Origin of the sequence: Nonomuraea sp. NPDC050536, from assembly GCF_044457685.1 — a bacterium.
Taxonomy (GTDB): Bacteria; Actinomycetota; Actinomycetes; order Streptosporangiales; family Streptosporangiaceae; genus Nonomuraea.
In genome coordinates this window covers 1-22,112 of the sequence record NZ_JBITHD010000038.1, presented here as the reverse complement: position 1 = coordinate 22,112, position 22,112 = coordinate 1, and the positions used below count along the sequence as shown (strand labels likewise).

Below are 22,112 nucleotides of genomic sequence, written 5' to 3'. Positions count from 1 at the left end.
GTGCACGGCATGCCCGCGTGCCCGGGTTCCCCGCCCTCCATGGGACCACCCGGGCGGGATCCGTGCGCCGTGGCGGCGGGTCAGTGGCACCGACTCGCCGCACGCGCCGGTCGCGGGCCCTCAGCCGAAGTGCGGCGGGCGGCCGGTGGGGCGGCCCGCCGTACAAGAGAAGATGCGCGCCGCACAAGAGAAGAAGCGCGCCGCACGAAAGTCAGCGAACCGTCAGAATCAGTGCATCTCCCTGGCCGCCGCCGCCGCAGAGGCCGGCGGCGCCGGTGCCGCCGCCGCGGCGCTTGAGCTCGTAGGCCAGCGTGAGGACGATGCGCGCGCCCGAGGCGCCGATCGGGTGGCCGAGCGCGATGCCGCCGCCGTTGACGTTGACCTTGTCGAGCGGCACGCCCAGTTCCTTGGCCGACTGGAGCACCACGCTGGCGAACGCCTCGTTGATCTCCACCAGGTCCAGGTCGTCGACCGTGAGCCCCTGCTTGGCCAGGGCGTGCTTGATGGCGTTGGCCGGCTGCGACTGCAGCGAGGCGTCGGGGCCCGCGACGTTGCCGTGGCGGCCGATCTCGGCGAGGTACGGCAGGCCGAGCTCCTCCGCCTTCGCCTTGGACATGACGACCACCGCGCAGGCGCCGTCGGAGATCTGGGAGGCCGAGCCCGCGGTGATCGTGCCGTCGGCGGCGAAGGCGGGCCTGAGGCGGGCCAGCGTCTCCACGGTCGTGTCGCCGCGCACGCCCTCGTCGTCCTTGACCAGGATCGGCTCGCCGCGGCGCTGCGGGATCTCGACGGGCACGATCTCCTCGGCGAAGACACCGTTCTTGATCGCGGCGGCGGCCAGCTGGTGCGAGCGGGCCGACAGCTCGTCCTGCTCCTCGCGGCCGATGCCGAGGCGGGCGTTGTAGCGCTCGGTCGACTCGCCCATCGCGCACTGGTCGAAGGCGCAGAACAGGCCGTCGTGCGCCATCGAGTCGACGATCCCGGCGTTGCCGTACTTGACGCCCTTGCGGAGGTCGGGGATCAGGTGGGGCGCGTTGGTCATCGACTCCATGCCGCCCGCGACCACGATGTCGAACTCGCCGGCTCTGATCAGCTGGTCGGCCAGCGCGATCGCGTCCAGGCCCGACAGGCACACCTTGTTGATGGTGATCGACGGGACGGTCATCGAGATGCCGGCCTTGACCGCGGCCTGGCGGGAGGGGATCTGGCCGGCGCCCGCCTGGAGCACCTGACCCATGATCACATATTCCACCTGCTCGGGCGACACGCCCGCGCGCTCCAGCGCGGCCTTGATCGCGATACCGCCCAGGTCGACGGCCTGCTGGCCGGACAGGGCCCCGAGCAGTTTGCCGATCGGGGTGCGAGCTCCGGCGACGATGACGGAACCAGACATGGCAGGGGCCTCCTGTGCGCGTGCGGGGTCGTTTGACACGATACCCACGAGCAGCCGGATCACCGCCATGGAGGTAGGCCACACATGTTCATGCGCATCGACCACATCGGGATCGCCTGCCACGACCTCGAGGAGAAGATCGCGCTCTTCTCCTCGCTGTTCGATCTGGAGGTGGTCGCCCGCGAGGTGAACGAGGAGCAGGGGGTCAAGGAGGCGATGCTCCACATCGCCGACGGCGAGGGCGGGGGCTCCTACATTCAGCTTCTTGAGCCCCTTTCCGCGGATTCACCCGTGGGGAAATACCTGGCCAAGCGCGGTGAAGGGGTTCACCATGTCGCGTTCGGCGTGCCGGACGTAGCGGAGGCGATGGAGCAGATTGGGACGAAGGGCGTCAGGCTCCTGGACGAGAGCCCCAGGCACGGTTCCATGGGCTCCTCGATCGCGTTTTTGCACCCCAAGGACGTGGGAGGAATGCTCACGGAGCTGGTCCAAGCCGCCAGACCCTAGCAACCGCGATAAACGTTCAGTATGTAACTAGTGACGCAGAAAGTTGGACGGGGCCTCCAAGGCGGCACCAGCGGAGTACGCTGGCCTTCCACCGGACATGGGTCCTGCCGTGAGGCATGGGCTCCTGGCTCGGATGTCCCGACCCCCCGTCCGGCCCGTGTAGCCGTCTCGACAACCCAGGATCGAGCCTCCATGCAGTCCGACATCGACGCCCAGCTCAACAACTTCTTCGAGGATGCCCCCGCACGCGAGTTCGACGTCGTGCTCCGCGGTTATGACCGGCACCAGGTACACGACCATTTGAAGCAGATTGACAACGAGCTCCGCCAGTCCCGCGAGCAGGTCGGCGCCCTGCAGCGTGACCTGTCCGACTCCCAGCGCCAGCTCCAGGAGCAGGAGCGGCCCACCTACTCCGGTCTTGGCGCCCGCATCGAGCAGTTGCTCAGGCTTGCCGAGGAGCAGGCGACCGAGCTCGTGCAGGCCGCCAGGTCCGAGGCCAACGAGATCAAGGCCGCGGCCAAGGTGGAGGCCGCGGACCTGCGGGCCGCCGCCGAGTCGGAGGCCGCCGAGAAGCGGGCCCAGGCCACTCGTGAGACCGACGACATGCGCACCAGCGCCGAGCGGGAGGCCGAGGAGATCCGCTCGACCGCCCGCCGCGAGGCTGACGAGCTGACCAACACCACCGAGCGCGAGGCCGCCAAGCTGCGCGCCACCGCCGACCACGAGGTGGCGGAGAAGCGCGCCGACGCCGAGCGTGAGATCGCCAAGCTTCGCACCACGACCGAGCGCGAGGTGGCCCAGCTGCGGGCCTCGACCAAGCGCGAGCGCGACGAGGTGCTGACCACGGCCAAGCGCCAGGCCGACGAGATGCGCGCGCAGGCTCAGCGGGTCCTGGAGGAGTCCGAGGCGAAGCGGGCGCAGGACGAGGCGGAGTTCGAGATCCAGCTGGCCGCACGCCGCGAGGAGGCGGAGCGCCAGGAGGCAGAGCGCCACGCCACCGCGCAGGCCGCGACGCAGAAGCTGGTCGCCGAGGCCGAGCAGCGCGCCGCCACCGCCGAGTCGCGGGCCACCAAGGCCACCCAGCAGGCCGACCAGACCCGCCGCGAGGCGGACCTGCACGCCAAGCAGCTGGTCGCCAACGCCCGCAAGAGCTCCGAGACGATCGTGGCCGAGGCCAAGAGCAGCGCCGAGACGATCGTCACCGAGGCCAAGAACGAGGCCGAGCGCACCCGCACCTCGATGCAGCGCCAGGTCGACGAGCTCACCCGCCAGCGCGACAGCATCACCAGCCACCTCGCCCAGCTGCGCCAGCTGCTCGGCGGGGCCGCGCTGCCCGGGATGGAGCCCGAGCCCGTGGCCGCCGCTCCGGCCAAGCCGGCGATCGCCGCGTCGCCCGCCAACGACAAGCCCGCCGCGGCGGCCGCGCCTGTTCCGGCTCCGGCCAAGTCGGAGGCCAAGTCGGAGGACGACGCTGAGTGGTGGCAGGAGTAAAACCGCCCGCACGGGGGCTGCTTGACGGCTGAAGGGAGCCTGGCGACCGGTATGGTCGCTAGGCTCTCTTTTTTGCTTTCGAGTACGGCCTGGCCGTCCTCGATGCGGTTCGCCCCCTATCACGAGGAGCCCCCCGTGCCCCCGGAGGCCACCACCCCCGCGCCGCGCGCCCCCGAACCCGCCACCCGGTCCACCACGTCCCGGGACGCCGAGGACTCCGACCCGGTGGGCGGAGAGGCGGATTACGAGGCGGCCCTGCCGTACGGGCTGCCGGGGAAGCCGCTGCGGCGAGGGCCGTTCCTGTTCGGGCTGGTGGGCGGGCTCGGAGTGCTGACCGCGATCGCGATCGCGCAGATGATCATGCACTCGCTCAGCGTGATCATCCTGGTCGTGGTCGCCATGTTCCTGGCCGTCGGGCTGAACCCGGCGGTGGAGGCGCTGCAGCGGCGCGGGCTGGCCAGGCGGGGCGCGATCTCGATCGTGTTCACCGGCGTGATCGTGGTGTTCGTGCTGTTCGGGTTCGCCGTGGTGCCGCCGGTGAGCAGGCAGATGGCCGAGTTCATCGCGGCCGTGCCCGGCTACTTCAACGAGCTGACCAGCAACACCACGCTGCGCAAGCTGGACACCGACTTCCAGATCCTGCCGACGCTGCGCGCGTTCGTGACGGGCACGCTGGGGCCGGCGCTGGCCAGCGGCGTGGTGGGCGCGGGCCTGGTGGTGCTCAACGGGGTGTTCACCGGTGTGACGCTGCTGGTGCTGATGCTCTACTTCCTCGGCTCGCTGCACACGATCAAGGACTACCTGCTCAAGCTCGTGCCCGCCTCCCGCAGGGACCGGACGCGCCGCATCACCGAGGAGGTCCTGGACGGCATCGGCGGATACGTGGCGGGCAACGTGCTCATCTCGGTCATCGCGGGCCTGCTCACGTGGATCTTCCTGTCGATCGCGGACGTGAAGTACGCGCTCGCGCTGGCCCTCGTGGTGGCGTTGACGGACCTGATCCCGCTGGTCGGCGCCACGATCGGCGCGGTGTTGGTGACCGGGGTGGCGTTCCTGCAGTCGGTGCCCGCGGGCATCGCCTGCGCGATCTTCTTCATCGTCTACCAGCAGGTCGAGAACTACCTGATCTACCCGAGGGTCATGAAGCGCTCGGTGGACGTCACCCCGGCCGTGACCGTGATCGCGGCGCTGTTCGGCGGCGCGCTGCTGGGGATCGTGGGCGCGCTGCTCGCCATCCCGGTGGCCGCCGCCATCTCGCTGGTCATCCGCGAGATCGTGCTTCCCCGCCAAGCTCAGAGTTGAGGAACCCGAGCACCGCCGCGTTGAACGCCTCCGGCTGCTCGACCGCGCTGAGGTGGCCGGCCTTGGGGATGACCTCCAGCCGCCCGTCGGGCACGGCCTTCGCCATCGCCTCGGCGTCGGCGATCGGGGCCAGCTCGTCCTCCTCGCCCACCACGACCAGCACGGGCACCTTCAGCCCCGCCAGCGTGTCGAAGGAGGCGGGACGGCGCGCCATCGCCCGCTGCGCCCACGCCGCCGCCTGCGGCGGGGCCGACTGGACCAGCCCGCGGACCCGGCCGAAGACCATCGCCCTGCGCTCCCTGGTCGTCCTGCCGATCAGCGCGGGCAGGACGTCCCTGACCAGCACCTCGCTGCCGTCCTCGAGCACGGCCCTGGCGATGCGCTCGCGGTTCTCCTGCGCCGGCGGCGGATCGGCCGAGGCCTTGGTGTCGGCCAGGATCACGCCCATCACCCGGTCGGGATGCCTGCGGCAGAACGCCATCGTCACGTAGCCGCCCATCGACAGCCCGCCGACCACCGCCCGGTCGATGCCCTCCTCGTCCAGCAGCGCCGCCACGTCGTCGGCCATCAGGTCGATCGACGGCTCGTCGGCCCCCAGCCGTGAGCCCCCGAACCCTCTCAGGTCGGGCGTGACCACCCGGCACGCCGGCGCCAGCCCTTCCCGCTGCGCGAGCCACATCGCCGACGACACGGGGAACGCGTGTAGCAGTACGACCGGGAGCCCGGTCCCGGCTGATCTCGTGTAGAGCTGCACGGACCAAACGTTAGCCCCCTCGCTCCCCCTGACAAGCTCCTCTCCCTTCTCGTTACCAGCCCCGCCCCGCCCCTCCCCACCTCCGCCCCCGGCACCTCCCCCTCCTGAACAGCCTCTTCCTGCCGCACGCCCCCTCCCACCTGCCGCCCGCCCCTCCCCCTTGATGCACGCCCACTTCCCCGTGCTGGACGCCCTCTTCCTCTTGATGTACGCCCTCTTCCTCTTGATGTACGGCAAGCCCCCGCCACCGGCCGCCCACCGCACTCCGGCCGAGGACCCGCGCCCGGCGCTTCCGGCGAGTCGGTGACGGTCCCCGCCACAACGCCACCGGAATCCATCTCCCCCGGCTCCGCGCCGCACAGGGCGCCGCCTTCCGCCGACCACCACCCCGCCGACCCGGCGCCTGGAAAGTGCTGGGACCGGGAGTGCGCGGTAGACCCGGGGGCGGCCCGGAGGGTGTGAACCCTGGGAAGCGCCTAGGTCGCCTCCTCGCGTCCAAGGGACCCTGCCCAGGCGCCGGGTCGGCGAGGCGGGGTACGGCCGAGCTCGGCGCCCTGTACGGCGGGCCGGGGGGCCGTGGTGTCTGGGGAAGGAAGCAGCCATGGTGGCCGGAGCAGAGGGACTGAGCCGACCGGATGACGAAGGGCGCTGGCGGACGGGGCGGAGGGGACCATGGTGCCCGGAGAACGAAGGACTGTGGCGGCGGGGCGGAGGGGACCGTGGTACCCAGAGAACGAAGCGCCGTGGCGGCGAGCAAGGATCCTCAACTCGCCGGGAGCGCCGGGCGCGGGCCCTCAGCCGAAGTGCGGCGGGCGGCCGGGGGCGGCGGCCCGCCGTACAACAGCAAAGCGCTGCACAACAGCAAAGCGCCGTACAACGGCAGAACGTCGTACAACGGCAGAGCACCGCACAACGGCGGCCCACCGTACAAGGACAGAGCGACTACAACAGCGCAGCGCCGCACAACAGCAGAGCGACATACAACGGTAGAGGGACGTACGACGGTGAGGCGGTGTACTGCGGCGATGCTGAGGGGTGGTCAGATGGCTGTGGCGCCGCCGTCGATGAAGAGGATTTGGCCGGTCATGTAGGCGGATGCGTCGCTGGCGAGGAAGACGGCCGGGTGGGCCATCTCTTCGGGGGTGCCCCAGCGGCGCATTGGAACGCCGGCGACCGTGGAGGCGCTGGTGGGCTCGTCCTCCCAGAGGTTTCTGTTGAGGTCGGTGGCCGTCCAGCCGGGGCAGAGGGCGTTGACCCGGACGCCGGCGCCGGCCCATTCCACGGCCAGGGTCTTGGTCAGCGCCACCAGGCCCGCTTTGGCGGCCGCGTACGGTGCCAGGAGCGGGGCGCCGAGGGCGGCGACGGACGCGACGTTGATGACCGAGCCGGTGCGGCGCTCCAGCAGGTGGGGGGCGATCGCGTGGCAGACGGTCATGGCGGAGTCGAGGTTGAGGCGCATCAGCTTGTCCCAGCCGGACAGGCGCAGGTCCTTGAACTCGACCAGGAAGTTCGATCCTCCGGCGTTGTTGACCACGATGTCCACGTGGCCCAGGCCCTCGATGGCCGCCTGCACGGAGGCGGCGGCGGCTTCGCGGTCTGTGAGGTCGGCGGGGATCACCAGGGCCTGCCGTCCCAGCGCCTCGACCTCCTTGGCCACCTCGGACAGCGCCTCGGCGGACCGCGACACGAGCGCGACGTCGGCGCCCGCCTCGGCGTACGCGAGCGCGATCGCCCGCCCGATGCCCTTGGACGCCCCGGTCACCAGGGCCTTCCTGCCATCCAACCCGAACGCGCCCATCCCGCCTCCTAAGCCGACCGAACGAGATTCTACGAACCCACTCCCCATCCCACCACTCCAACCGGCCAATGCGGATCCCCCATGGGCGGTGACGTTCGCTCACGGGGCGCCAGGGGTGGGCCGGGCGGCCGTACGAGCGCGCCGATCACCACCAACCCACGACTCGCACTACCGGCGTCTGGAAGGGGTCGTGGGTCTCGCCGTATCGGCGCCTGGAGGGATGGCGTGCGGGACCAAGCCCGGCGCTGGGCGGGGGGTGGGTCTGGGCTTGGCGGCTGTGGGGTGGAGTTGCGGCCTACGTGCGCGGGGTGGGTTAGAGGTCGGTGGGGAGGGGGTGGGCTGTGGGGTTTGTGTGGCGGACTATTTCGTTGAGGGCTGTGCGGACGTAGGGTTCGCCGACCCAGAGGTGTTTGGCGCCGGGCACGGCGATCACCTCTGCTTGGGGGACCCTGGCGAAGCGGCGGCGGGCCTCCTCGGGACGGAGGTAGTCGTCGAACTCGGGGACCAGGACCACCAGGGGGCGGCCGAAGGCGGTCCAGGCGTCCAGGTCGGCGTCCGTGGCGCGGTGGAGTGGAGGCGACAGCAGGATGGCGCCTTCCACCAGGGGGTCGTGGGCCCACTTGAGGGCGAGTTCGGTGCCGAAGGACCAGCCGACCACCCACACGTGGGGGAGGTCGTGGAACTCGGCGTACTCCAGTGCCGCCAGGACGTCGAAGCGCTCGCCCTCGCCGCCGTCGAAGGTGCCCTGGGAGGTGCCGCGTTCCGAGGACGTGCCGCGGGTGTTGAAGCGGAGCACCGCCAGGTCCGCCAGGGCGGGCAGGCGGTTGGCGGCCTTCTTGAAGACGTGGCTGTCCATGAAGCCGCCGTGGGTGGGCAGCGGGTGGAGCGTGACGAGCGTGGCCACCGGCGGCTTGTCCAGCGGCTGGGCCAGCTCGCCTACCAGCGTCAGGCCGTCGCCCGTGTGCAGCTCGATCGGCTCTCGCCTGGCGGGCAGCACGGTCGCCGCGCGAATCTCCACGTTCGTCCCTTCGGTAATGGCCGCGGTCCGAGACCCTACGGTAGTGGCTACGTTCCGTGCTCCACCGGCAAGGCCCACGGCGGCGGCCCGGCAGGACAAGGGCAAGCCCGCGAGCCCACGCCGGCGGGGGTCAGTAGCGGGAACGGCCCGGGCCGCGGTCGAGGCGTTTGCGCCAGCACGCGGTGTGCCAGTGGCGGCGTTCGTCGTCGCCGCCCGGCCAGTTGGGCCAGCTGACCAGGTGCGGCTGCCCGGCGGGGATCTCCTGGTCGCAGCCGGGGCACCGGTATGCCTTGCCCGAGCCCCTGAGCATCCTGACCTTCCACTCGCCATCAGGCCACTCCTCGACCCGGTCGACCCCCCGGGCCGAGAGCGGCGGCGCGGGGGTCTCCTTGCGGCGGGCGCGGCGTGGGCTCATGGGCGCGGGAAGGCGCTGAGCCCGGCGGTGACGAGCTGGTCGAGCAGCGGCGCGGGCGCGAAGGCGGGCTCACGGTACTCGGCGTAGAGGGCGCGCAGGCCGTCACGTACGCGGGCCAGCCCCAGCGACTCCAGCATCTCGAAGGGGCCCTGCGGGTATCCGCAGCCCAGCCGCATGGCGGTGTCGATGTCGTCGATCGAGGCGTAGCCGGACTCGTACATCCGGACGGCATCGTTCAAGTACGGAAATATCAGGGCGTCGAGCACGAACCCCGCCCGATCCCTGCAGGCGACCGGCGTCAGCCCGATCACGGTCATCAGATCGCGAGCCGCCAGCGCCGCCTCCGGAGAGGTCAACACGGTGGCGGCGAGCTCCGCGACGGGCTCCGCCAGGTGCACCCCCACCAGCCGCTCGGGCCGCGCCAGCCGTACGGCGTGCTCCACGACCGGCCGATCCCCCACGTGCAGCACGACGTCCGGGTCGTCGGACTCCTTGAAACCCGCCTCGGCCAGCCGTACCGCGAGCGAGGGTGAGCCCTGCACGGCGAACGTGGAGACGCCCGACGTGTCCGCAGGGGCAGCGGGGCCTTCGGCAGAGGCATAGAATCCGCGCCCGCTCTTGCGCCCGAGCAGCCCGGCGCCGACCAGCTCCCGCAGCAGCGGCGCGGGAGCGTGCCGCCACGAGCGCGTCTCGTCGAAGAGCACGCCCATGATCTCGTAGGCCGTGTCCAGCCCGATCAGGTCGAGCAGCGTGAACGGCCCCATCGGCAGCCCCGCGCCCAGCTTGACGGCCGCGTCGATCCCGTCACGGTCAGCCGTCCCCTGCTCGAGCAGCTGGGCGGCGTGGTTCAGATAGGGCAGCAGCAGCCGGTTCACCACGAACCCGGCCCGATCCCCCACCACGATCGCCCGCTTACCCAAATTTCCCGACAAATCCGAGATGTCGGACAAAACGGAGGGCGAGGTCACCACCGTCCCCACGACCTCGACCAGCCGCATCACCGGAGCCGGATTGAAGAAGTGCAGCCCCACGACCTGGGAGGCCCGCCCGGTGGCAGCGGCCAGAGCGGTGACCGGCAGCGAGGAGGTGTTCGTGGCCAGCACGGCCGACGGCTTGCAGATCCGGTCGAGCTCCCCGAACAGCGCGAGCTTGTACTCCAGCACCTCGGGAATCGCCTCGACCACGAGATCCGCCTCACGCAGGTCGCCCCGTGAGGTGGTGAGCGTGACACGCCCGAGGATCTCCTCGCGCTCGGCGGCGGTCAATTTGCCCTTGTCGACCGCCCGCCCGGTGGACCTCTCCAGGTGTCCCCGCCCCCTGGCCAGGGCCTCGGCGTCCGCCTCGACCCCGATCACCCGGATCCCCGCCCGCGCGAACACCTCCGCGATCCCGGCCCCCATCGTGCCGAGACCGACCACTCCCACCCTGTCGAACGCCATGCGTCCAGTTTTCCAGAGCCGCTAGGGTTGACGGTCATGCGGCTGGTCATCGCGCGATGCAGCGTGGATTACATCGGACGGCTCACGGCACACCTGCCGATGGCCCCTCGGTTGGTGCTCATCAAGGCCGACGGCAGCGTGAGCATCCACGCTGACGACCGGGCCTTCAAGCCACTCAACTGGATGAACCCGCCGTGCAAGCTCAAGGAGGACGACGGGACCTGGACCGTCACGCACGGCAAGACGGGCGAGAAGCTCGTCCTGACGATGGAGGAGATCCTGCACGACTCCTCGCACGAGCTCGGCGTCGATCCCGGCCTGATCAAGGACGGCGTCGAGGCCCACCTGCAGGAGCTGCTGGCCGAGCACATCACCACGCTCGGTGAGGGATACTCGCTGATCCGCCGCGAGTACATGACGGCGATCGGCCCGGTCGACATCCTCTGCCGCGACTCCGCCGGCGCCACGGTGGCCGTCGAGATCAAGCGCCGCGGCGAGATCGACGGCGTGGAGCAGCTCACGCGCTATCTCGAACTGCTCAACCGCGACCCGCTGCTCGCGCCCGTCCGCGGCGTCTTCGCCGCCCAGGAGATCAAGCCCCAGGCCCGCGTCCTGGCCACCGACCGCGGCATCGGCTGCGTCACCCTCGACTACGCCGCCCTGCGCGGCATCGAGCCCGAGAATCCGACGCTCTTCTAGAAACACAAGAGTTACGGCGAGCCACCCCACCGCCAGTCACCGCACTTCGGCTGGGGGCCTCCAGGGAGACGCCACGCCTGAAGAGGTGACGGCTGACCGCCGTTACGACACACGGAATGCGTCTGGCTGGTCCTGTTGTGCGCCCCTTGCCACGCGGAGAGCCGAAACGCGGCACATTATTCCAACATTGACAGGTCACACATGAAGCTTCTACGTTTGACCTATCAAGATTGGAGTATTGCGATGATGATGCCCAGCTACCTGAGCGGCAACCTGGCCCCGGTCCCCGACGAGATCGACGCCCACGACCTCCCCGTCGACGGCGAGCTGCCCGGCGAGCTGACCGGCAGGTACTTCCGCAACGGCCCCAACCCGAAACCGGGCGACGACCCCGGGCACTGGTTCGTCGGTGACGGCATGCTGCACGGCATCCGCCTCAGGGACGGCAGGGCCGAGTGGTACCGCAACCGCTGGGTGAGGACCCGCAAGTTCACCGACGGCGCCCACTTCATCGGCGACCACGGGGTCGACCTGTCCGCCGTGACAGCCAACACCAGCGTCATCCGGCACTCCGAGCGCATCTTCGCGCTGGTCGAGAACGGCCTGCCGTACGAGATGACGCCGGAGCTGGCGACGGTGGGCCCGTGCGACTTCGGCGGGCGGCTGACGACGGCGATGACCGCACACCCCAAGCAGGACCCGGTCACCGGCGAGCTGCACTTCTTCGGCTACGGCTTCATGCCGCCGTTCCTGACCTACCACCGGCTGTCGAAGGCGGGCGAGCTGGTGGAGAGCAGGGAGATCGAGGTCCCGGCCTCGACGATGATGCACGACTTCGCCGTCACCGAGCACCACCTGCTGTGGCTGGACCTGCCGGTGGTCTTCGACCTGGGCAGGGAGGGCATGCCGTACGACTGGGAGGAGTCCTATGGCGCGCGCATCGGCGTGACCCCGCGCGCGGGCGGCCCGACGCGGTGGTTCGAGGTGGACCCCTGCTACGTCTTCCACGTGGGCAACGCTTGGGAGGACGACCAGGGACGCATCGTGCTGAACGCGGCCCGCTACTCGGGCGAGTCGTTCGCGGGCGCGTGGCGGCGCATCGGCGGGAGCAACGACCCGGCCAGGCAGGCGGCCAGGCAGGGCGGCGCCACCCTGCACCGCTGGACGCTCGACCCGCGCACCGGCACGGTGAGCGAGGAGCCGCTGGACGACCGCACGATCGAGTTCCCGACGTTCAGGGACGACCTGCTCGGCACCGCCAGCCGCTACCTCTACACGGTCGGCAAGGACACCATCGTCAAGTACGACCAGCGAACCGGCGAGGCCGCCACCCGGCAGACCGGCGGCGACACCGGCGAGGCGGTCTTCGTGCCCGCCTCGGACAGCGAGGACGACGGCTGGCTGCTGTCGATCGTGACCACCGGCGACACATCCGAGCTGCTGGTCCTGCACGCCGCGGATCTTTCGCGGGTAGCGTCGGTACGGCTGCCGCGGCGCGTGCCCGCGGGCTTCCACGGGACCTGGCTGGAGGACTGATGATCAGATCGGCGGACAAGGAGAAGGACACCGGCGAGCTCGGCGAGGTGCTGGCCAGGGCCTTCCACGACGACCCGGTGATCCTGTGGATGCTGCCAGGGGGCAAGGGTTCGGCGCTGATGTTCACCACGCTGGCCCGCTACCAGCACGCGCTGGCGGACCTGGCCCACCGCGACGACAAGACGGCCGGCGCGGCGCTGTGGGACCCGCCGGGCTACGAGGGTGACATGGAGGGCGCCATCCCCGGCTTCGTCGAGGCCATGGGCGACCGCGTGACCTACGGCATGCTGCTGGACGAGGCGCTCGCCGCGCACCGCCCGAAGGAGCCGCACTGGTATCTCGCCCAGATCGGCGTGGTGCCCGAGGCCCAGGGCTCCGGTGTCGGCGGCGAGCTGATGCGCGCGGGCCTGGCCCGCGTCGACGCCGAGGGGCTGCCCGCCTACCTGGAGAGCACCAAGGAGTCGAACATCCCGATCTACGAGCACTACGGCTTCACCGTCACCGAGCGCCTCGACGTACCTGGCGGTCCGCCGATGTGGGGCATGTGGAGACCTAGTAAGCGATAGCTTACGGAGTTATCGTGGCGGCCATGACGACGCTGACGTTCGACTCCCTGAATCCGGCGACCGGGCAGGTCGTCGGCAGCCATCCCCAGCAGACGGCCGAGGCCGTGCACGAGGCGGTCGGCAGAGCCGACGAGGCCGCGGCCTGGTGGGCCGGGATCGGCCCCGCCGAGCGCCGGCGACGCCTGCTGGACTACAAGGCCGTCATCACGCGCGACCTCAGGAAGCTGGCGCGACTCGTCCACGAGGAGACGGGCAAGCCGGTCGGCGACGCCACGCTGGAGATCGTGCTGGCCATCACGCACCTCGACTGGGCGGCCAAGCACGCACAGAGGGTACTCGGCCGCCGCCGCGTCTCGACCGGCATGATCGGCATGAACCTGGCGGCCACGCTGGAGTACCTGCCGCTGGGCGTGGTGGGCGTGATCGGCCCGTGGAACTACCCGGTCTTCACCCCGATGGGCTCGATCGCCTACGCCCTGGCGGCGGGCAACGCGGTCGTCTTCAAGCCCAGCGAGCTCACCCCCGGGGTGGGTGTACGGCTGGCCGAGCTGTTCGCCGAGTCCGTGCCCGAGCAGCCGGTGTTCCAGACCGTGACGGGGCTCGGGGAGACCGGCGCGTTCCTGGCCAAGGACCCGCGGGTCAAGAAGATCGCCTTCACCGGCTCGACCGCGACGGCCAAGCGGGTCATGGCCGCCTGCGCGGAGAACCTGACGCCGATCGTGGCCGAGTGCGGCGGCAAGGACGCCTTCATCGTGGACGCCGACGCCGACCTGCCGGCCGCGGCGGAGGCGTGCCTGTGGGGCGCGATGTCGAACGCCGGCCAGACGTGCGTGGGCGTCGAGCGCGTCTACGTGGTCGACGCGGTCTACGAACCGTTCATGCGGGAGCTGGGCGAGCGGGTGGCCAGGGTCAAGGCAGGGGAGCACTACGGCCCGATCACCATGCCGGGGCAGCTGGACATCATCCGGCGCCACATCGACGACGCCACCAAGTCCGGAAAAATCGTGACCGGTGGGCCGGAGTCCGTCCGCGCGCCGTATGTCGATCCCGTCGTGGTGGAGGACGTGCCCGAGGACTCGCCTGCCGTACGGGAGGAGACGTTCGGCCCGACGATCACGGTCAGGCGGACCAGGGACGCCCAGGAGGCGCTGGAGCTGGCCAACGCCTCGGCCTATGGGCTGGCGGGCACGATCTTCTCGCGCAACGCCCGGCGGGCCACGGAACTGGCCAGGGCGATGCGGACCGGGATGACGGCGATCAACTCGGTCATCTCCTTCGCCGGGGTGCCCGCGCTGCCGTTCGGCGGGGTGGGCGATTCGGGGTTCGGGCGCATCCACGGAGCCGACGGGCTACGCGAATTCGCCAGGCCGAAGGCCGTTTCCCGGCAACGCTTCGCCATGCCGGGCATGAACCTGACCTCGTTCTCCCGCGGCCAGGAAGAGCTTGACCGGCTGATCAGGCTTGTCACGTTCTTGCACGGTCGACGAAAGAGGTAATGTTCACACTCTTTCCTATAAGGGATCATCCGTCCATAATTGTGTGCTCTGGGGGCCACGATCATGTTGGACGGGTGGAATGTGAACCGGTCTTACCGGGGAATGACGGCTGAGCAAAGGCTGGCTGACAGGCGCGAGCGGCTGATGACCGCCGCGTACACGCTCTACGCCAAGCCTGGATTCGCGGCGACGACGATCGAAAGGCTGTGCTCGGAGGCGCGGATCTCCAACCGCGCCTTCTACGAATGTTTCGGCGGGCGCGAGGAACTGCTTCAGGCGCTGCACGAACGGTGCGTCGACGAAACCCTCGCGGCCGTGGCCAAAGCGTTACAGGACGCGCCCAGTACGCTGGCCGGCAGAGTGCAGGCCGGCATTCGCGCCTACGTCGAATTCGCCACCGCCGACTGGCGCCGTGCCCGCATCATGCACGTGGAGGTGCGCAGGTCAGGCGATGTGCTCTCGATCTCGAGGCAGCGCGCCGTGGACGCCTTCGCCCACCTCATCGAGGAGACCGCGGCGGAATTCCCGCAGCCGGCCGGGCTCAATCGGCGGCTGCTCGCACTCGGTGTAATTGGAGCGCTGCAAGAGCTGCTCATCGAATGGCTGCTGGCCGACGAACAGCCCGAGATCGAAGAGCTGGTCGGCGTGGCCGGGCACATCTTCGGCCGCTCGCTGGGTGCTACGTGAGGGATTGATCACGCGGTGCGATATTTCCCGCCGTTATTCACGGCATTTTCGAACTCCGACAGCCCGCGGGATTTCCGTGCAATTGCATTTGCACGAGTCTCAGGCCACGGCGGCGTGCGTAACCTCGACGTGCAGCACCCGATTCAGCCGCGTCACCGCGAGTATCCGCATGATCCGTGGCGGAACGCCGCGCAGGACGAGGCGTCGCTCCGCGCTCATCGCGCGCCGGTGCGTGCCCACGAGCACCCCGAGGCCGGTGGCGTCGATCATCTCCAGCCGGGACACGTCGAGGATCAGGTCGCCCGCGCCGGAGTCGACCGCGTCGTGCAGGCGTGGGCGTACTCCGGCCGAGGTCCCGGCGTCGAGCCGAGTACCGACCCGCACCACCTGGGCACGGGGATCGCCGTGGACGCGCATGCCACCCTCCCTGGTCACACCCTTTCGGGTCTACCCCCTACCCACGAATCGGGAGTGAAACAACCGCCTTCAGCAGGAACTCCCCGTCGGCCGTGGGCCGGGCCGTGAGCTTTCCGCCCACCGCCGCCAGCCGCTCCCCCATCCCGGTGAGCCCGCTGCCCAGGTCGGTGGCCTGGCGGCGGGCCACCCCGTCGTTGCGGACGACGAGCTCCGCCTCGTCCGGGGTGAAGCGGAGCGTGATGGCGCAGAAGGTGGCCGTACTGTGCTTGAGGACGTTGGTGGCCGCCTCCCTGACGGCGTAGGCGAACACGGGCGCCAGACCGTCGGGCAGGTCCCGGTAGGGCAGGTTGAGCTCGCACCGCACTCCCGCGGCCTCCAGCACGCCGCGGACGCTGCCCAGCTCGGCCGACAGGTCCAGCTCGCGGTATCCGCGCACCGCCTGGCGCAGTTCCCGCAGGGCTTGCCGGGTCAGCGCGTTCACCTCGGTCATCTCGTTCTTCGCCGGGCCCGCCTCGGCCAGCCGTACGGCAAGCTCGGCCTTGACCGCGATCGCGGACAGCTGGTGGCCGACCAGATCGTGCAGGTCCCTGGCGAAGCGCAGCCGTTCCTCGGCCACCGCCAGCCTGGCGTGCGCCTCGCGGCCTTCGTGCGCCTCGTTGGCCAGGCGCCAGATCCAGGCCCACATGCGGTTGGAGCCGGGCATGGCCAGGCACCAGATCGCGTAGATCAGGCAGGAGACGGCGATGGACGACGCGACCGTGCCGCCGCCGTCCACGCTGAACATGCTGCGTCCTGCGAGGATGCCGAGCGCGCTCAGCGCGCTGCAGACCACGAACGTGGCGAGGCCGACGAGCTGGGCCCGTCGCTTGCTGACGCCGAGCACGGCCACGGAGAGCCAGGCCACGGGCAGGACACCCCAGCTCATCGGGTCGGCGCCGCCCAGTGCCGCGGCCGCCACGGCCAGAGCACCGGCCGCCACGACCTCGCGGGTGGCGTACCGGTGCTCGATGGCCGCGTCGGTGATGCGCAGGAAGAGCCAGGTGAAGGCGATCCCGGCGAGCCCGGCGAGGACCAGCGGCGGCCAGGTCGACACATGCTCGGCCAGCGAGGCCGCAGACATCGCCGCCACCATGACCCAGGCCACCACCAGCATGCTGTTGAGCATCAGCTTGGTGAGCCGCCGGGCTCGCGTGATCGCCTCCATCTACCGGGCGCGCAGAACGTCGCTGAGCTTCACCCTGGCCCCCGTGCGCAGGACGGCTCGCTGGTAGATCCTGGCCCCGATCGATAGCACCCCCGCCACCGCGACCAGCATGAGCACCGCCGCGACGCCCACCTGCCACAGCGGCACGTCCACCGCGGCCATCCGCACCGGCATCACCATGGAGGAGAACGGCGGGATGAACGACAGCACCTGGGCGAGCGTGCCGGTCGGCTGGAACGTGGCGTAGAAGGCGGCGAAGTAGGACGCCATGATCAGCATCGTGAGAGGCGACATCACGTTGCTGACCTCTTCCTGGCGCGAGACCAGCGAGCTCAGCGCGGCCGCGAGCGTGGCGAAGAAGGCGTATCCCAGCACGAACCAGGCCAGCACGCCGGCCACGATCCCGAACATCCCCGGCGGGAAGTCCACGGCCGTGCCCGAGATCTTCGAGGCGGTCAGCCCCACCACGAGGACCGCGCTCAGGTTGATCAACCCGAGCGCACCCAGTCCGATGATCTTGCCGCCGAGCAGCTGCCACGGCCTGACCGAGGTGAGCAGGATCTCCACGATGCGGCTGCCCTTCTCCTCCACGACGCCCATCGCGACCATCATGGCCTGTCCGATGAGCAGCATGAAGAGCAGGACGACCAGCACCACGGCGATGCCCGTGCGAGCGGACTGGTATCGGGTGTCCTGGCCCACGGACTCCAGCGCGAGCGGCGGGATCTTCACCCCCGCCGCGCCCAGCTTGACCTCGCGGTTGGCGCTCTGCAGGAGCACGGCGAGCTTGGAATCGAGTTCCCCGTCAGAGATCACCTTGGTGCCGTCGACGAGGACGGCGTCGGCGTCGCCCGCCAGCACCGCCTTCTTCGCGGCGGCCTCGTCGGGGAAGCTCTTCCACTCGATCTTCGCGCCCGGGTCCTGCAAGGGCAGCTTCTGGGAGTTGACCGTGCCCAGCGTGAAGGAGTCGGGGCCGCCGAACACCTTGGGCGCGAACGCCACCGCGCCCACCAGCACGATCGTGACGAGCAGGCCGATGACGAAGGCCCTGGTCCGGATGCGGGTGGTGATCTCGCGACGGGCGACCAGCATCATGCCGCTCATGCCACGGCCTCCTTGAAGATCTCGGTGAGGGTCGGCTGCTCGAGGCCGAAGTGCTCGACGTGGCCCGCCTTGATCGCGCGGCGCAGGATCTCCTGGTCGTCGCCGTCCCGGGTGAGCAGCACCTGCAGGTCGCCGTTGACGGTCACCGAGCCGGACAGCCCGTCCGCCCAGCCCGGGGCCGGGTCACGCACCACCACGCGGAGCGTGCGGCCCTCGGCGGCGCGCAGGTCGCCGACCGTCCCCGAGGCGACCATCCGCCCGCCCGAGACGATGCCCACCGAGTCGCACAGCCGCTCGACCAGCTCGAGCTGGTGGCTGGAGAAGATCACCGGAACGCCGCCGCGGCACCGCTCCTGCAGCACCGCCGCCAGCGCCTCAACCGCGATCGGGTCCAGCCCGGAGAACGGCTCGTCCAGGATCAGCACCTCGGGATCGTGCACCAGCGCCACGGCCAGCTGCACGCGCTGCTGGTTGCCCAGCGACAGGGCCTCGACCGCGTCACCCCTGCGCTCGGTCAGCGACAGCCGCTCGAGCAGCTCGTCCGCTGCCTTGCGGGCCTTGGCGGGCCCGAGGCCGTGCAGGCGGCCGAAGTACTCGATCTGCTCCGCCACCCGCATCTTCTGGTAGAGCCCGCGCTCCTCCGGCATGTAACCGAAGCGCCGCCGGTCGGCGAAGCCCAGCGGCTCGCCCTGCCAATGCACCGAGCCGGAGTCGGGCTCGAGCACGCCCATCACGATGCGCATGGTCGTGGTCTTGCCCGCGCCGTTGGCGCCGACGAACCCGAACATCTCCCCCGGACGGACCGCGAAACCGATCCCGTCTAATGCCAGCTTGCTCCCGAAGAGCTTGCGTAGTTCCCGAATCTCCAGCATGCGCCCATGCTGCCCGTCTGGGGGACATGCCGGGTAGTCGCCGGAATCACCGCCCCGACTTGACATTTGTCATCCGCCGGCGCGCCAGAAGCGCCTCCTGTGGGCCGCACACGCGCCGTAGCGGCTCGCCCGCGGCATTCCGGATAAACCGGACCTCCGCCTTCCCCGCGGGCTTCAGACGGCAAATGGGACGTTCGCCGTCGAACAGCCCGCACCCGCCGGCGTGGGATCCTGGACAGCATGACCCGAGCAGACAAGGACAAGCCCGTCGTCCTTTCCAAGATCTACACCCGCACCGGGGACGACGGGACGACCACGCTCGCCGACATGAGCCGGGCCGCCAAGACGGACTCCCGCCTGGCCGCGTACGCCGACGCCGAGGAGGCCAACGCCGCCATCGGCCTGGCCCTGGCCTATGGCACGCTCTCCCCCGAGATCACCGCCGTGCTCGGGCGCGTCCAGAACGAGCTCTTCGACCTCGGCGCCGACCTGGCCACGCCGGTGGTCGCCGATCCGCCCTTCCCTGCGCTGCGGGTCGAGCAGTCCTACATCGACTGGCTCGAGGAGCAGTGCGACGCCTTCAACGAGCGCCTCAAGCCGCTGCGCAGCTTCATCCTGCCCGGCGGCGACCCGGCCACCGCGCAACTGCACGTCGCCAGGGTCACGGTACGGCGGGCCGAGCGGACGGCGTGGGCCGCGCTGCACGAGCACGACGACATGAACCCGCTGACCGCCAAGTATCTGAACCGGCTGTCGGACCTGCTGTTCATCCTGTGCAGGATCGCCCACGACGGCACGGAGATCCTTTGGAAGCCGGGTGGCACCCGGTAAGGGCGGCTTCGCCGTACCGGATCAGGCGACGTCGAGATAGGCGCTGGGGGGAGCCGACTCCAGCCAGGCCAGGAAGCCGGTGAGCGCGTCGGCGCTCATCGCGAGCGAGATGTCGCGCGTGGTGCCCGAGCAGTCGACCGCGAACAGGTCGCCGTCGAGCGGACGGCGGGAGGAAACGACGAGGCCGCGCCTCGCGATCGCGTGGCGCGGCCTCAGTCGCAGACCCAGCAGGGGAATCCAGTGGAGCTCCCCATCGGCGTAGCGGGCTACCCCGCTCCGCCAGCGGTGGTTGCCGACCCTGAGCCGGCACGGCACGTTGCCCCTCAGAACGAGGGCACGTACCCCTATCAGGGCGGCAATCAGTAGCAAACAGATGACGATGCCCGCTACCATGCCGCCCCCTTGGCTCGTGTACGTCAGACCTCTTCGCCTGCCGCGCGCAGCCGGGCCTTGGCCCGCTTGGCCGCGACCGCCGCGTCGGCGTCCTCCTGGTCGGCCTCGATCGAGGCCTGCGCCCGTTCGAGCGCATCACGGGCAGCCGCGACGTTGACCTCGGAACCGAGCTCGGCCACCTCGGCGAGGACGGACACCTCGTCGTCCGCCACGGAGATGAAACCGCCGTGCACGGCCGCGACAAGGTCGTCGTCGCCCTCCCGCTTCACCCGCAGCACGCCGCCCTCGACCAGGACGCCGAGCACAGGTGCGTGTTGCGGCATAATACCGATCTCGCCGTCCACGGTCTTGGCAATCACCATGTCGGCTTCGCCCGACCAGATCTCCCGCTCGGGCGAGACAACCCCAACTCGTAGCTTCGCCACGTAGCTTCCTTTCCGGCGGGGGCAGAGCCCCCGCCACGGGCGATGATCAGCGCTCGAGTTCCTTGGCCTTCGCCACTGCCTGCTCGATGCCACCGACCATGAAGAACGCCTGCTCGGGCAGGTGGTCGTACTCGCCGGCGCACAGGCCCTTGAAGGAGGCGATGGTCTCGTCCAGCGGCACGGTCTCGCCCGGCTGGCCGGTGAACGCCTCGGCGGCGTACATCGGGTGGGACAGGAACCGCTCGATGCGACGGGCCCGCTGAACCGTGACCTTGTCCTCCTCGGACAGCTCGTCGATACCGAGGATCGCGATGATGTCCTGGAGCTCGCGGTACTTCTGCAGGATCCGCTTGGTCTCCTGGGCCACCGCGTAGTGCTCCTCGCCCACGATCTGCGGGTCGAGGATGCGGGAGCTGGAGTCGAGCGGGTCCACCGCCGGGTAGATGCCCTTCTCGGAGATCGGACGGGACAGAACCGTCTGAGCGTCGAGGTGGGCGAACGCGTTGTGCGGCGCAGGGTCGGTGATGTCGTCAGCGGGCACGTAGATCGCCTGCATGGAGGTGATCGAGTGACCACGGGTCGAGGTGATGCGCTCCTGGAGCACGCCCATCTCGTCGGCCAGCGTGGGCTGGTAACCCACGGCCGACGGCATGCGGCCCAGCAGCGTGGAGACCTCGGAACCGGCCTGCGTGAAGCGGAAGATGTTGTCGATGAACAGCAGCACGTCCTGCTTCTGCACATCGCGGAAGTACTCCGCCATCGTCAGCGCCGACAGCGCCACGCGCAGACGGGTGCCCGGCGGCTCGTCCATCTGGCCGAAGACGAGCGCGGTGTCCTTGAGGACGTCCGCCTCCTCCATCTCCAGCCAGAGGTCGTTGCCCTCACGGGTACGCTCGCCCACACCGGCGAAGCACGACGTACCGCCGAAGTTACGGGCGACGCGGCGGATCATCTCCTGGATCAGAACGGTCTTGCCGACGCCGGCACCACCGAACAGACCGATCTTCCCACCCTGCACGTACGGCGTGAGCAGGTCGATGACCTTGATACCGGTGACCAGGATCTCGGTACGCGCCTCGAGCTGGTCGAAGGCGGGCGCCGGGCGGTGGATGCCCCAGCGCTCCTCGACCTTGAGGGAGGCGGTGGGCACGTCGAGCGTCTCGCCCAGCGCGTTCCACACGTGACCCTTGACGACGTCGCCGACCGGCACCGAGATGGGGCCGCCGGAGTCGGACACCGGGGCGCCACGAACCAGACCGTCGGAGGGCTGCATGGAGATGGCGCGCACCAGGTTGTCGCCCAGGTGCTGCGCGACCTCCAGGGTCAGCGTCTTGGTGTCACCGTTGAGGGTGACGTCGACGTTCAGCGCGTTGTAGATTTCAGGCATCGCGTCGACGGGAAACTCCACGTCGACGACGGGACCGTTGACTCGAGCCACCCGGCCAGTTCCGGCCGCGGAGCTCTCCACGGTCTCAACAGCTTCTGCAGTCATTTCACTCTTTCCCCGCTGCGGCGTCAGCGAGCGCGTTGGCGCCACCGACGATCTCGCTGATTTCCTGGGTGATCTCGGCCTGGCGAGCCTGGTTCATGTCCTGGGTGAGGACCCTCATCAGCTCGTTGGCGTTGTCCGTAGCGGACTTCATGGCGCGGCGGCGTGGGGGGGGGGGGGGGGGGGGCCCCCCCCCCCCCCCCCGGGGGGCGGGGGGGGGGCCCCCCCCCGGGGGGGGGGGGGCCGGCCCGAGCGCCGCCGGGGGGGGGCCGGGCG

At 70.1% G+C, this 22,112-nt stretch carries 22 protein-coding genes and 1 pseudogene; 9 read left to right on the top strand and 14 right to left on the bottom strand.

Features of this window, described 5'->3' with window-relative positions; genetic code table 11:
- Positions 1–211: 211 nt before the first annotated feature.
- On the bottom strand, positions 212–1,393 hold the full coding sequence (locus tag ACIBHX_RS50775; protein ID WP_397076056.1) for an acetyl-CoA C-acetyltransferase: 1,182 nt from the start codon (positions 1,391–1,393) through the stop codon (positions 212–214).
- An 84-nt stretch (positions 1,394–1,477) separates the two neighbouring features.
- Here ACIBHX_RS50775 and mce point away from each other — a divergent pair, with 84 nt between their 5' ends.
- The 3 genes from mce to ACIBHX_RS50760 all read left to right on the top strand — a co-directional run bounded on the left by mce (position 1,478) and on the right by ACIBHX_RS50760 (position 4,693).
- Positions 1,478–1,900, top strand: a complete 423-nt coding sequence (gene mce, locus ACIBHX_RS50770; RefSeq protein WP_397076055.1) for a methylmalonyl-CoA epimerase — start codon at positions 1,478–1,480, stop codon at positions 1,898–1,900.
- A 192-nt stretch (positions 1,901–2,092) separates the two neighbouring features.
- A complete protein-coding gene (locus ACIBHX_RS50765; RefSeq protein ID WP_397076053.1) occupies positions 2,093–3,391 on the top strand; it encodes a DivIVA domain-containing protein in 1,299 nt (432 codons plus the stop codon).
- A 135-nt stretch (positions 3,392–3,526) separates the two neighbouring features.
- Positions 3,527–4,693 (top strand): AI-2E family transporter, encoded by a 1,167-nt coding sequence (locus ACIBHX_RS50760; protein ID WP_397076051.1) that lies wholly within the window; start codon positions 3,527–3,529, stop codon positions 4,691–4,693.
- Here the strand turns inward: ACIBHX_RS50760 and ACIBHX_RS50755 are convergent.
- From ACIBHX_RS50755 to ACIBHX_RS50735, 5 genes are all read right to left on the bottom strand, one after another.
- Positions 4,653–5,447: an alpha/beta fold hydrolase gene (locus ACIBHX_RS50755; RefSeq protein ID WP_397076049.1), complete on the bottom strand. Its 795-nt coding sequence runs from the start codon at positions 5,445–5,447 to the stop codon at positions 4,653–4,655. The genes ACIBHX_RS50760 and ACIBHX_RS50755 overlap by 41 nt on opposite strands.
- 1,039 nt (positions 5,448–6,486) lie before the next feature.
- Positions 6,487–7,245: an SDR family NAD(P)-dependent oxidoreductase gene (locus ACIBHX_RS50750; protein ID WP_397076047.1), complete on the bottom strand. Its 759-nt coding sequence runs from the start codon at positions 7,243–7,245 to the stop codon at positions 6,487–6,489.
- 313 nt (positions 7,246–7,558) lie between these two features.
- On the bottom strand, positions 7,559–8,263 hold the full coding sequence (locus ACIBHX_RS50745; protein WP_397076045.1) for an alpha/beta hydrolase: 705 nt from the start codon (positions 8,261–8,263) through the stop codon (positions 7,559–7,561).
- 130 nt (positions 8,264–8,393) lie between these two features.
- Positions 8,394–8,678, bottom strand: a complete 285-nt coding sequence (locus tag ACIBHX_RS50740; protein ID WP_397076043.1) for an ATP/GTP-binding protein — start codon at positions 8,676–8,678, stop codon at positions 8,394–8,396.
- Entirely contained in the window at positions 8,675–10,117 is a 1,443-nt protein-coding gene (locus tag ACIBHX_RS50735) for a 3-hydroxybutyryl-CoA dehydrogenase (protein ID WP_397076042.1), read from the bottom strand. The genes ACIBHX_RS50740 and ACIBHX_RS50735 overlap by 4 nt, the downstream gene beginning before the upstream one ends.
- Before the next feature lie 36 nt (positions 10,118–10,153).
- Between ACIBHX_RS50735 and nucS the strand changes: the two genes are divergently transcribed.
- From nucS to ACIBHX_RS50710, 5 genes are all read left to right on the top strand, one after another.
- The gene (gene nucS / locus ACIBHX_RS50730) at positions 10,154–10,816 is read left to right on the top strand and encodes an endonuclease NucS (RefSeq protein WP_397076040.1); all 663 of its coding nucleotides are present in this window, start codon (positions 10,154–10,156) and stop codon (positions 10,814–10,816) included.
- Positions 10,817–11,059: 243 nt separating this feature from the next.
- Positions 11,060–12,352 carry a carotenoid oxygenase family protein gene (locus ACIBHX_RS50725; RefSeq protein WP_397076039.1) on the top strand — a complete coding sequence of 431 codons (1,293 nt, stop codon included), beginning with the start codon at positions 11,060–11,062 and terminating at the stop codon, positions 12,350–12,352.
- On the top strand, positions 12,352–12,918 hold the full coding sequence (locus tag ACIBHX_RS50720; RefSeq protein ID WP_397076037.1) for a GNAT family N-acetyltransferase: 567 nt from the start codon (positions 12,352–12,354) through the stop codon (positions 12,916–12,918). Before ACIBHX_RS50725 ends, ACIBHX_RS50720 begins: the two co-directional genes overlap by 1 nt.
- Positions 12,919–12,941: 23 nt before the next feature.
- A complete protein-coding gene (locus tag ACIBHX_RS50715; protein WP_397076035.1) occupies positions 12,942–14,414 on the top strand; it encodes an aldehyde dehydrogenase family protein in 1,473 nt (490 codons plus the stop codon).
- Between the two features lie 63 nt (positions 14,415–14,477).
- Positions 14,478–15,101 carry a TetR/AcrR family transcriptional regulator gene (locus tag ACIBHX_RS50710; protein ID WP_397076034.1) on the top strand — a complete coding sequence of 208 codons (624 nt, stop codon included), beginning with the start codon at positions 14,478–14,480 and terminating at the stop codon, positions 15,099–15,101.
- 99 nt (positions 15,102–15,200) lie between these two features.
- On the opposite strand, the gene ACIBHX_RS50705 is transcribed toward ACIBHX_RS50710, so the two are convergent.
- From ACIBHX_RS50705 to ACIBHX_RS50690, 4 genes are read right to left on the bottom strand one after another with little or no spacing between them, the layout of a single operon-like run.
- Positions 15,201–15,518 carry an STAS domain-containing protein gene (locus tag ACIBHX_RS50705; RefSeq protein WP_397076033.1) on the bottom strand — a complete coding sequence of 106 codons (318 nt, stop codon included), beginning with the start codon at positions 15,516–15,518 and terminating at the stop codon, positions 15,201–15,203.
- Between the two features lie 37 nt (positions 15,519–15,555).
- Positions 15,556–16,722 (bottom strand): sensor histidine kinase, encoded by a 1,167-nt coding sequence (locus ACIBHX_RS50700; protein ID WP_397076031.1) that lies wholly within the window; start codon positions 16,720–16,722, stop codon positions 15,556–15,558.
- On the bottom strand, positions 16,723–17,826 hold the full coding sequence (locus tag ACIBHX_RS50695; protein WP_397076029.1) for an ABC transporter permease: 1,104 nt from the start codon (positions 17,824–17,826) through the stop codon (positions 16,723–16,725). It abuts the gene before it with no gap.
- Positions 17,823–18,698 carry an ABC transporter ATP-binding protein gene (locus ACIBHX_RS50690; protein WP_397076028.1) on the bottom strand — a complete coding sequence of 292 codons (876 nt, stop codon included), beginning with the start codon at positions 18,696–18,698 and terminating at the stop codon, positions 17,823–17,825. The genes ACIBHX_RS50695 and ACIBHX_RS50690 overlap by 4 nt, the downstream gene beginning before the upstream one ends.
- 240 nt (positions 18,699–18,938) lie before the next feature.
- On the opposite strand from ACIBHX_RS50690, the gene ACIBHX_RS50685 reads away from it, so the two are divergent.
- Positions 18,939–19,529: a cob(I)yrinic acid a,c-diamide adenosyltransferase gene (locus ACIBHX_RS50685; RefSeq protein ID WP_397076026.1), complete on the top strand. Its 591-nt coding sequence runs from the start codon at positions 18,939–18,941 to the stop codon at positions 19,527–19,529.
- Positions 19,530–19,550: 21 nt separating this feature from the next.
- Here ACIBHX_RS50685 and ACIBHX_RS50680 read toward each other — a convergent pair whose 3' ends face one another.
- From ACIBHX_RS50680 to ACIBHX_RS50665, 4 genes and pseudogenes are all read right to left on the bottom strand, one after another.
- Positions 19,551–19,922, bottom strand: a complete 372-nt coding sequence (locus ACIBHX_RS50680) for a DUF2550 domain-containing protein (protein WP_397076025.1) — start codon at positions 19,920–19,922, stop codon at positions 19,551–19,553.
- A 23-nt stretch (positions 19,923–19,945) separates the two neighbouring features.
- Complete coding sequence (locus ACIBHX_RS50675) at positions 19,946–20,347, bottom strand: F0F1 ATP synthase subunit epsilon (protein WP_397076023.1); 402 nt, start codon at positions 20,345–20,347, stop codon at positions 19,946–19,948.
- Positions 20,348–20,393: 46 nt separating this feature from the next.
- Positions 20,394–21,839 carry a F0F1 ATP synthase subunit beta gene (atpD, locus tag ACIBHX_RS50670; protein ID WP_397076022.1) on the bottom strand — a complete coding sequence of 482 codons (1,446 nt, stop codon included), beginning with the start codon at positions 21,837–21,839 and terminating at the stop codon, positions 20,394–20,396.
- 1 nt (position 21,840) lies between these two features.
- Positions 21,841–22,002, bottom strand: a pseudogene (locus tag ACIBHX_RS50665) (F0F1 ATP synthase subunit gamma); the annotation flags it as partial.
- Between the last annotated feature and the right edge of the window lie 110 nt (positions 22,003–22,112).

Excerpts from the sequence above, each read along its gene's own strand:
- ACIBHX_RS50720 (WP_397076037.1), top strand. The coding sequence starts at position 12,352 with ATGATCAGATCGGCGGACAAGGAGAAGGACACCGGCGAGCTCGGCGAG.
- ACIBHX_RS50740 (WP_397076043.1), bottom strand. The coding sequence starts at position 8,678 with ATGAGCCCACGCCGCGCCCGCCGCAAGGAGACCCCCGCGCCGCCGCTC.
- mce (WP_397076055.1), top strand. The coding sequence starts at position 1,478 with ATGTTCATGCGCATCGACCACATCGGGATCGCCTGCCACGACCTCGAG.
- ACIBHX_RS50680 (WP_397076025.1), bottom strand. The coding sequence starts at position 19,922 with ATGGTAGCGGGCATCGTCATCTGTTTGCTACTGATTGCCGCCCTGATA.
- ACIBHX_RS50695 (WP_397076029.1), bottom strand. The coding sequence starts at position 17,826 with ATGAGCGGCATGATGCTGGTCGCCCGTCGCGAGATCACCACCCGCATC.
- ACIBHX_RS50685 (WP_397076026.1), top strand. The coding sequence starts at position 18,939 with ATGACCCGAGCAGACAAGGACAAGCCCGTCGTCCTTTCCAAGATCTAC.
- nucS (WP_397076040.1), top strand. The coding sequence starts at position 10,154 with ATGCGGCTGGTCATCGCGCGATGCAGCGTGGATTACATCGGACGGCTC.
- ACIBHX_RS50690 (WP_397076028.1), bottom strand. The coding sequence starts at position 18,698 with ATGCTGGAGATTCGGGAACTACGCAAGCTCTTCGGGAGCAAGCTGGCA.
- ACIBHX_RS50765 (WP_397076053.1), top strand. The coding sequence starts at position 2,093 with ATGCAGTCCGACATCGACGCCCAGCTCAACAACTTCTTCGAGGATGCC.
- ACIBHX_RS50725 (WP_397076039.1), top strand. The coding sequence starts at position 11,060 with ATGATGATGCCCAGCTACCTGAGCGGCAACCTGGCCCCGGTCCCCGAC.
- ACIBHX_RS50705 (WP_397076033.1), bottom strand. The coding sequence starts at position 15,518 with ATGCGCGTCCACGGCGATCCCCGTGCCCAGGTGGTGCGGGTCGGTACT.
- ACIBHX_RS50750 (WP_397076047.1), bottom strand. The coding sequence starts at position 7,245 with ATGGGCGCGTTCGGGTTGGATGGCAGGAAGGCCCTGGTGACCGGGGCG.
- ACIBHX_RS50735 (WP_397076042.1), bottom strand. The coding sequence starts at position 10,117 with ATGGCGTTCGACAGGGTGGGAGTGGTCGGTCTCGGCACGATGGGGGCC.
- ACIBHX_RS50775 (WP_397076056.1), bottom strand. The coding sequence starts at position 1,393 with ATGTCTGGTTCCGTCATCGTCGCCGGAGCTCGCACCCCGATCGGCAAA.
- ACIBHX_RS50710 (WP_397076034.1), top strand. The coding sequence starts at position 14,478 with ATGTTGGACGGGTGGAATGTGAACCGGTCTTACCGGGGAATGACGGCT.
- ACIBHX_RS50700 (WP_397076031.1), bottom strand. The coding sequence starts at position 16,722 with ATGGAGGCGATCACGCGAGCCCGGCGGCTCACCAAGCTGATGCTCAAC.
- atpD (WP_397076022.1), bottom strand. The coding sequence starts at position 21,839 with ATGACTGCAGAAGCTGTTGAGACCGTGGAGAGCTCCGCGGCCGGAACT.
- ACIBHX_RS50715 (WP_397076035.1), top strand. The coding sequence starts at position 12,942 with ATGACGACGCTGACGTTCGACTCCCTGAATCCGGCGACCGGGCAGGTC.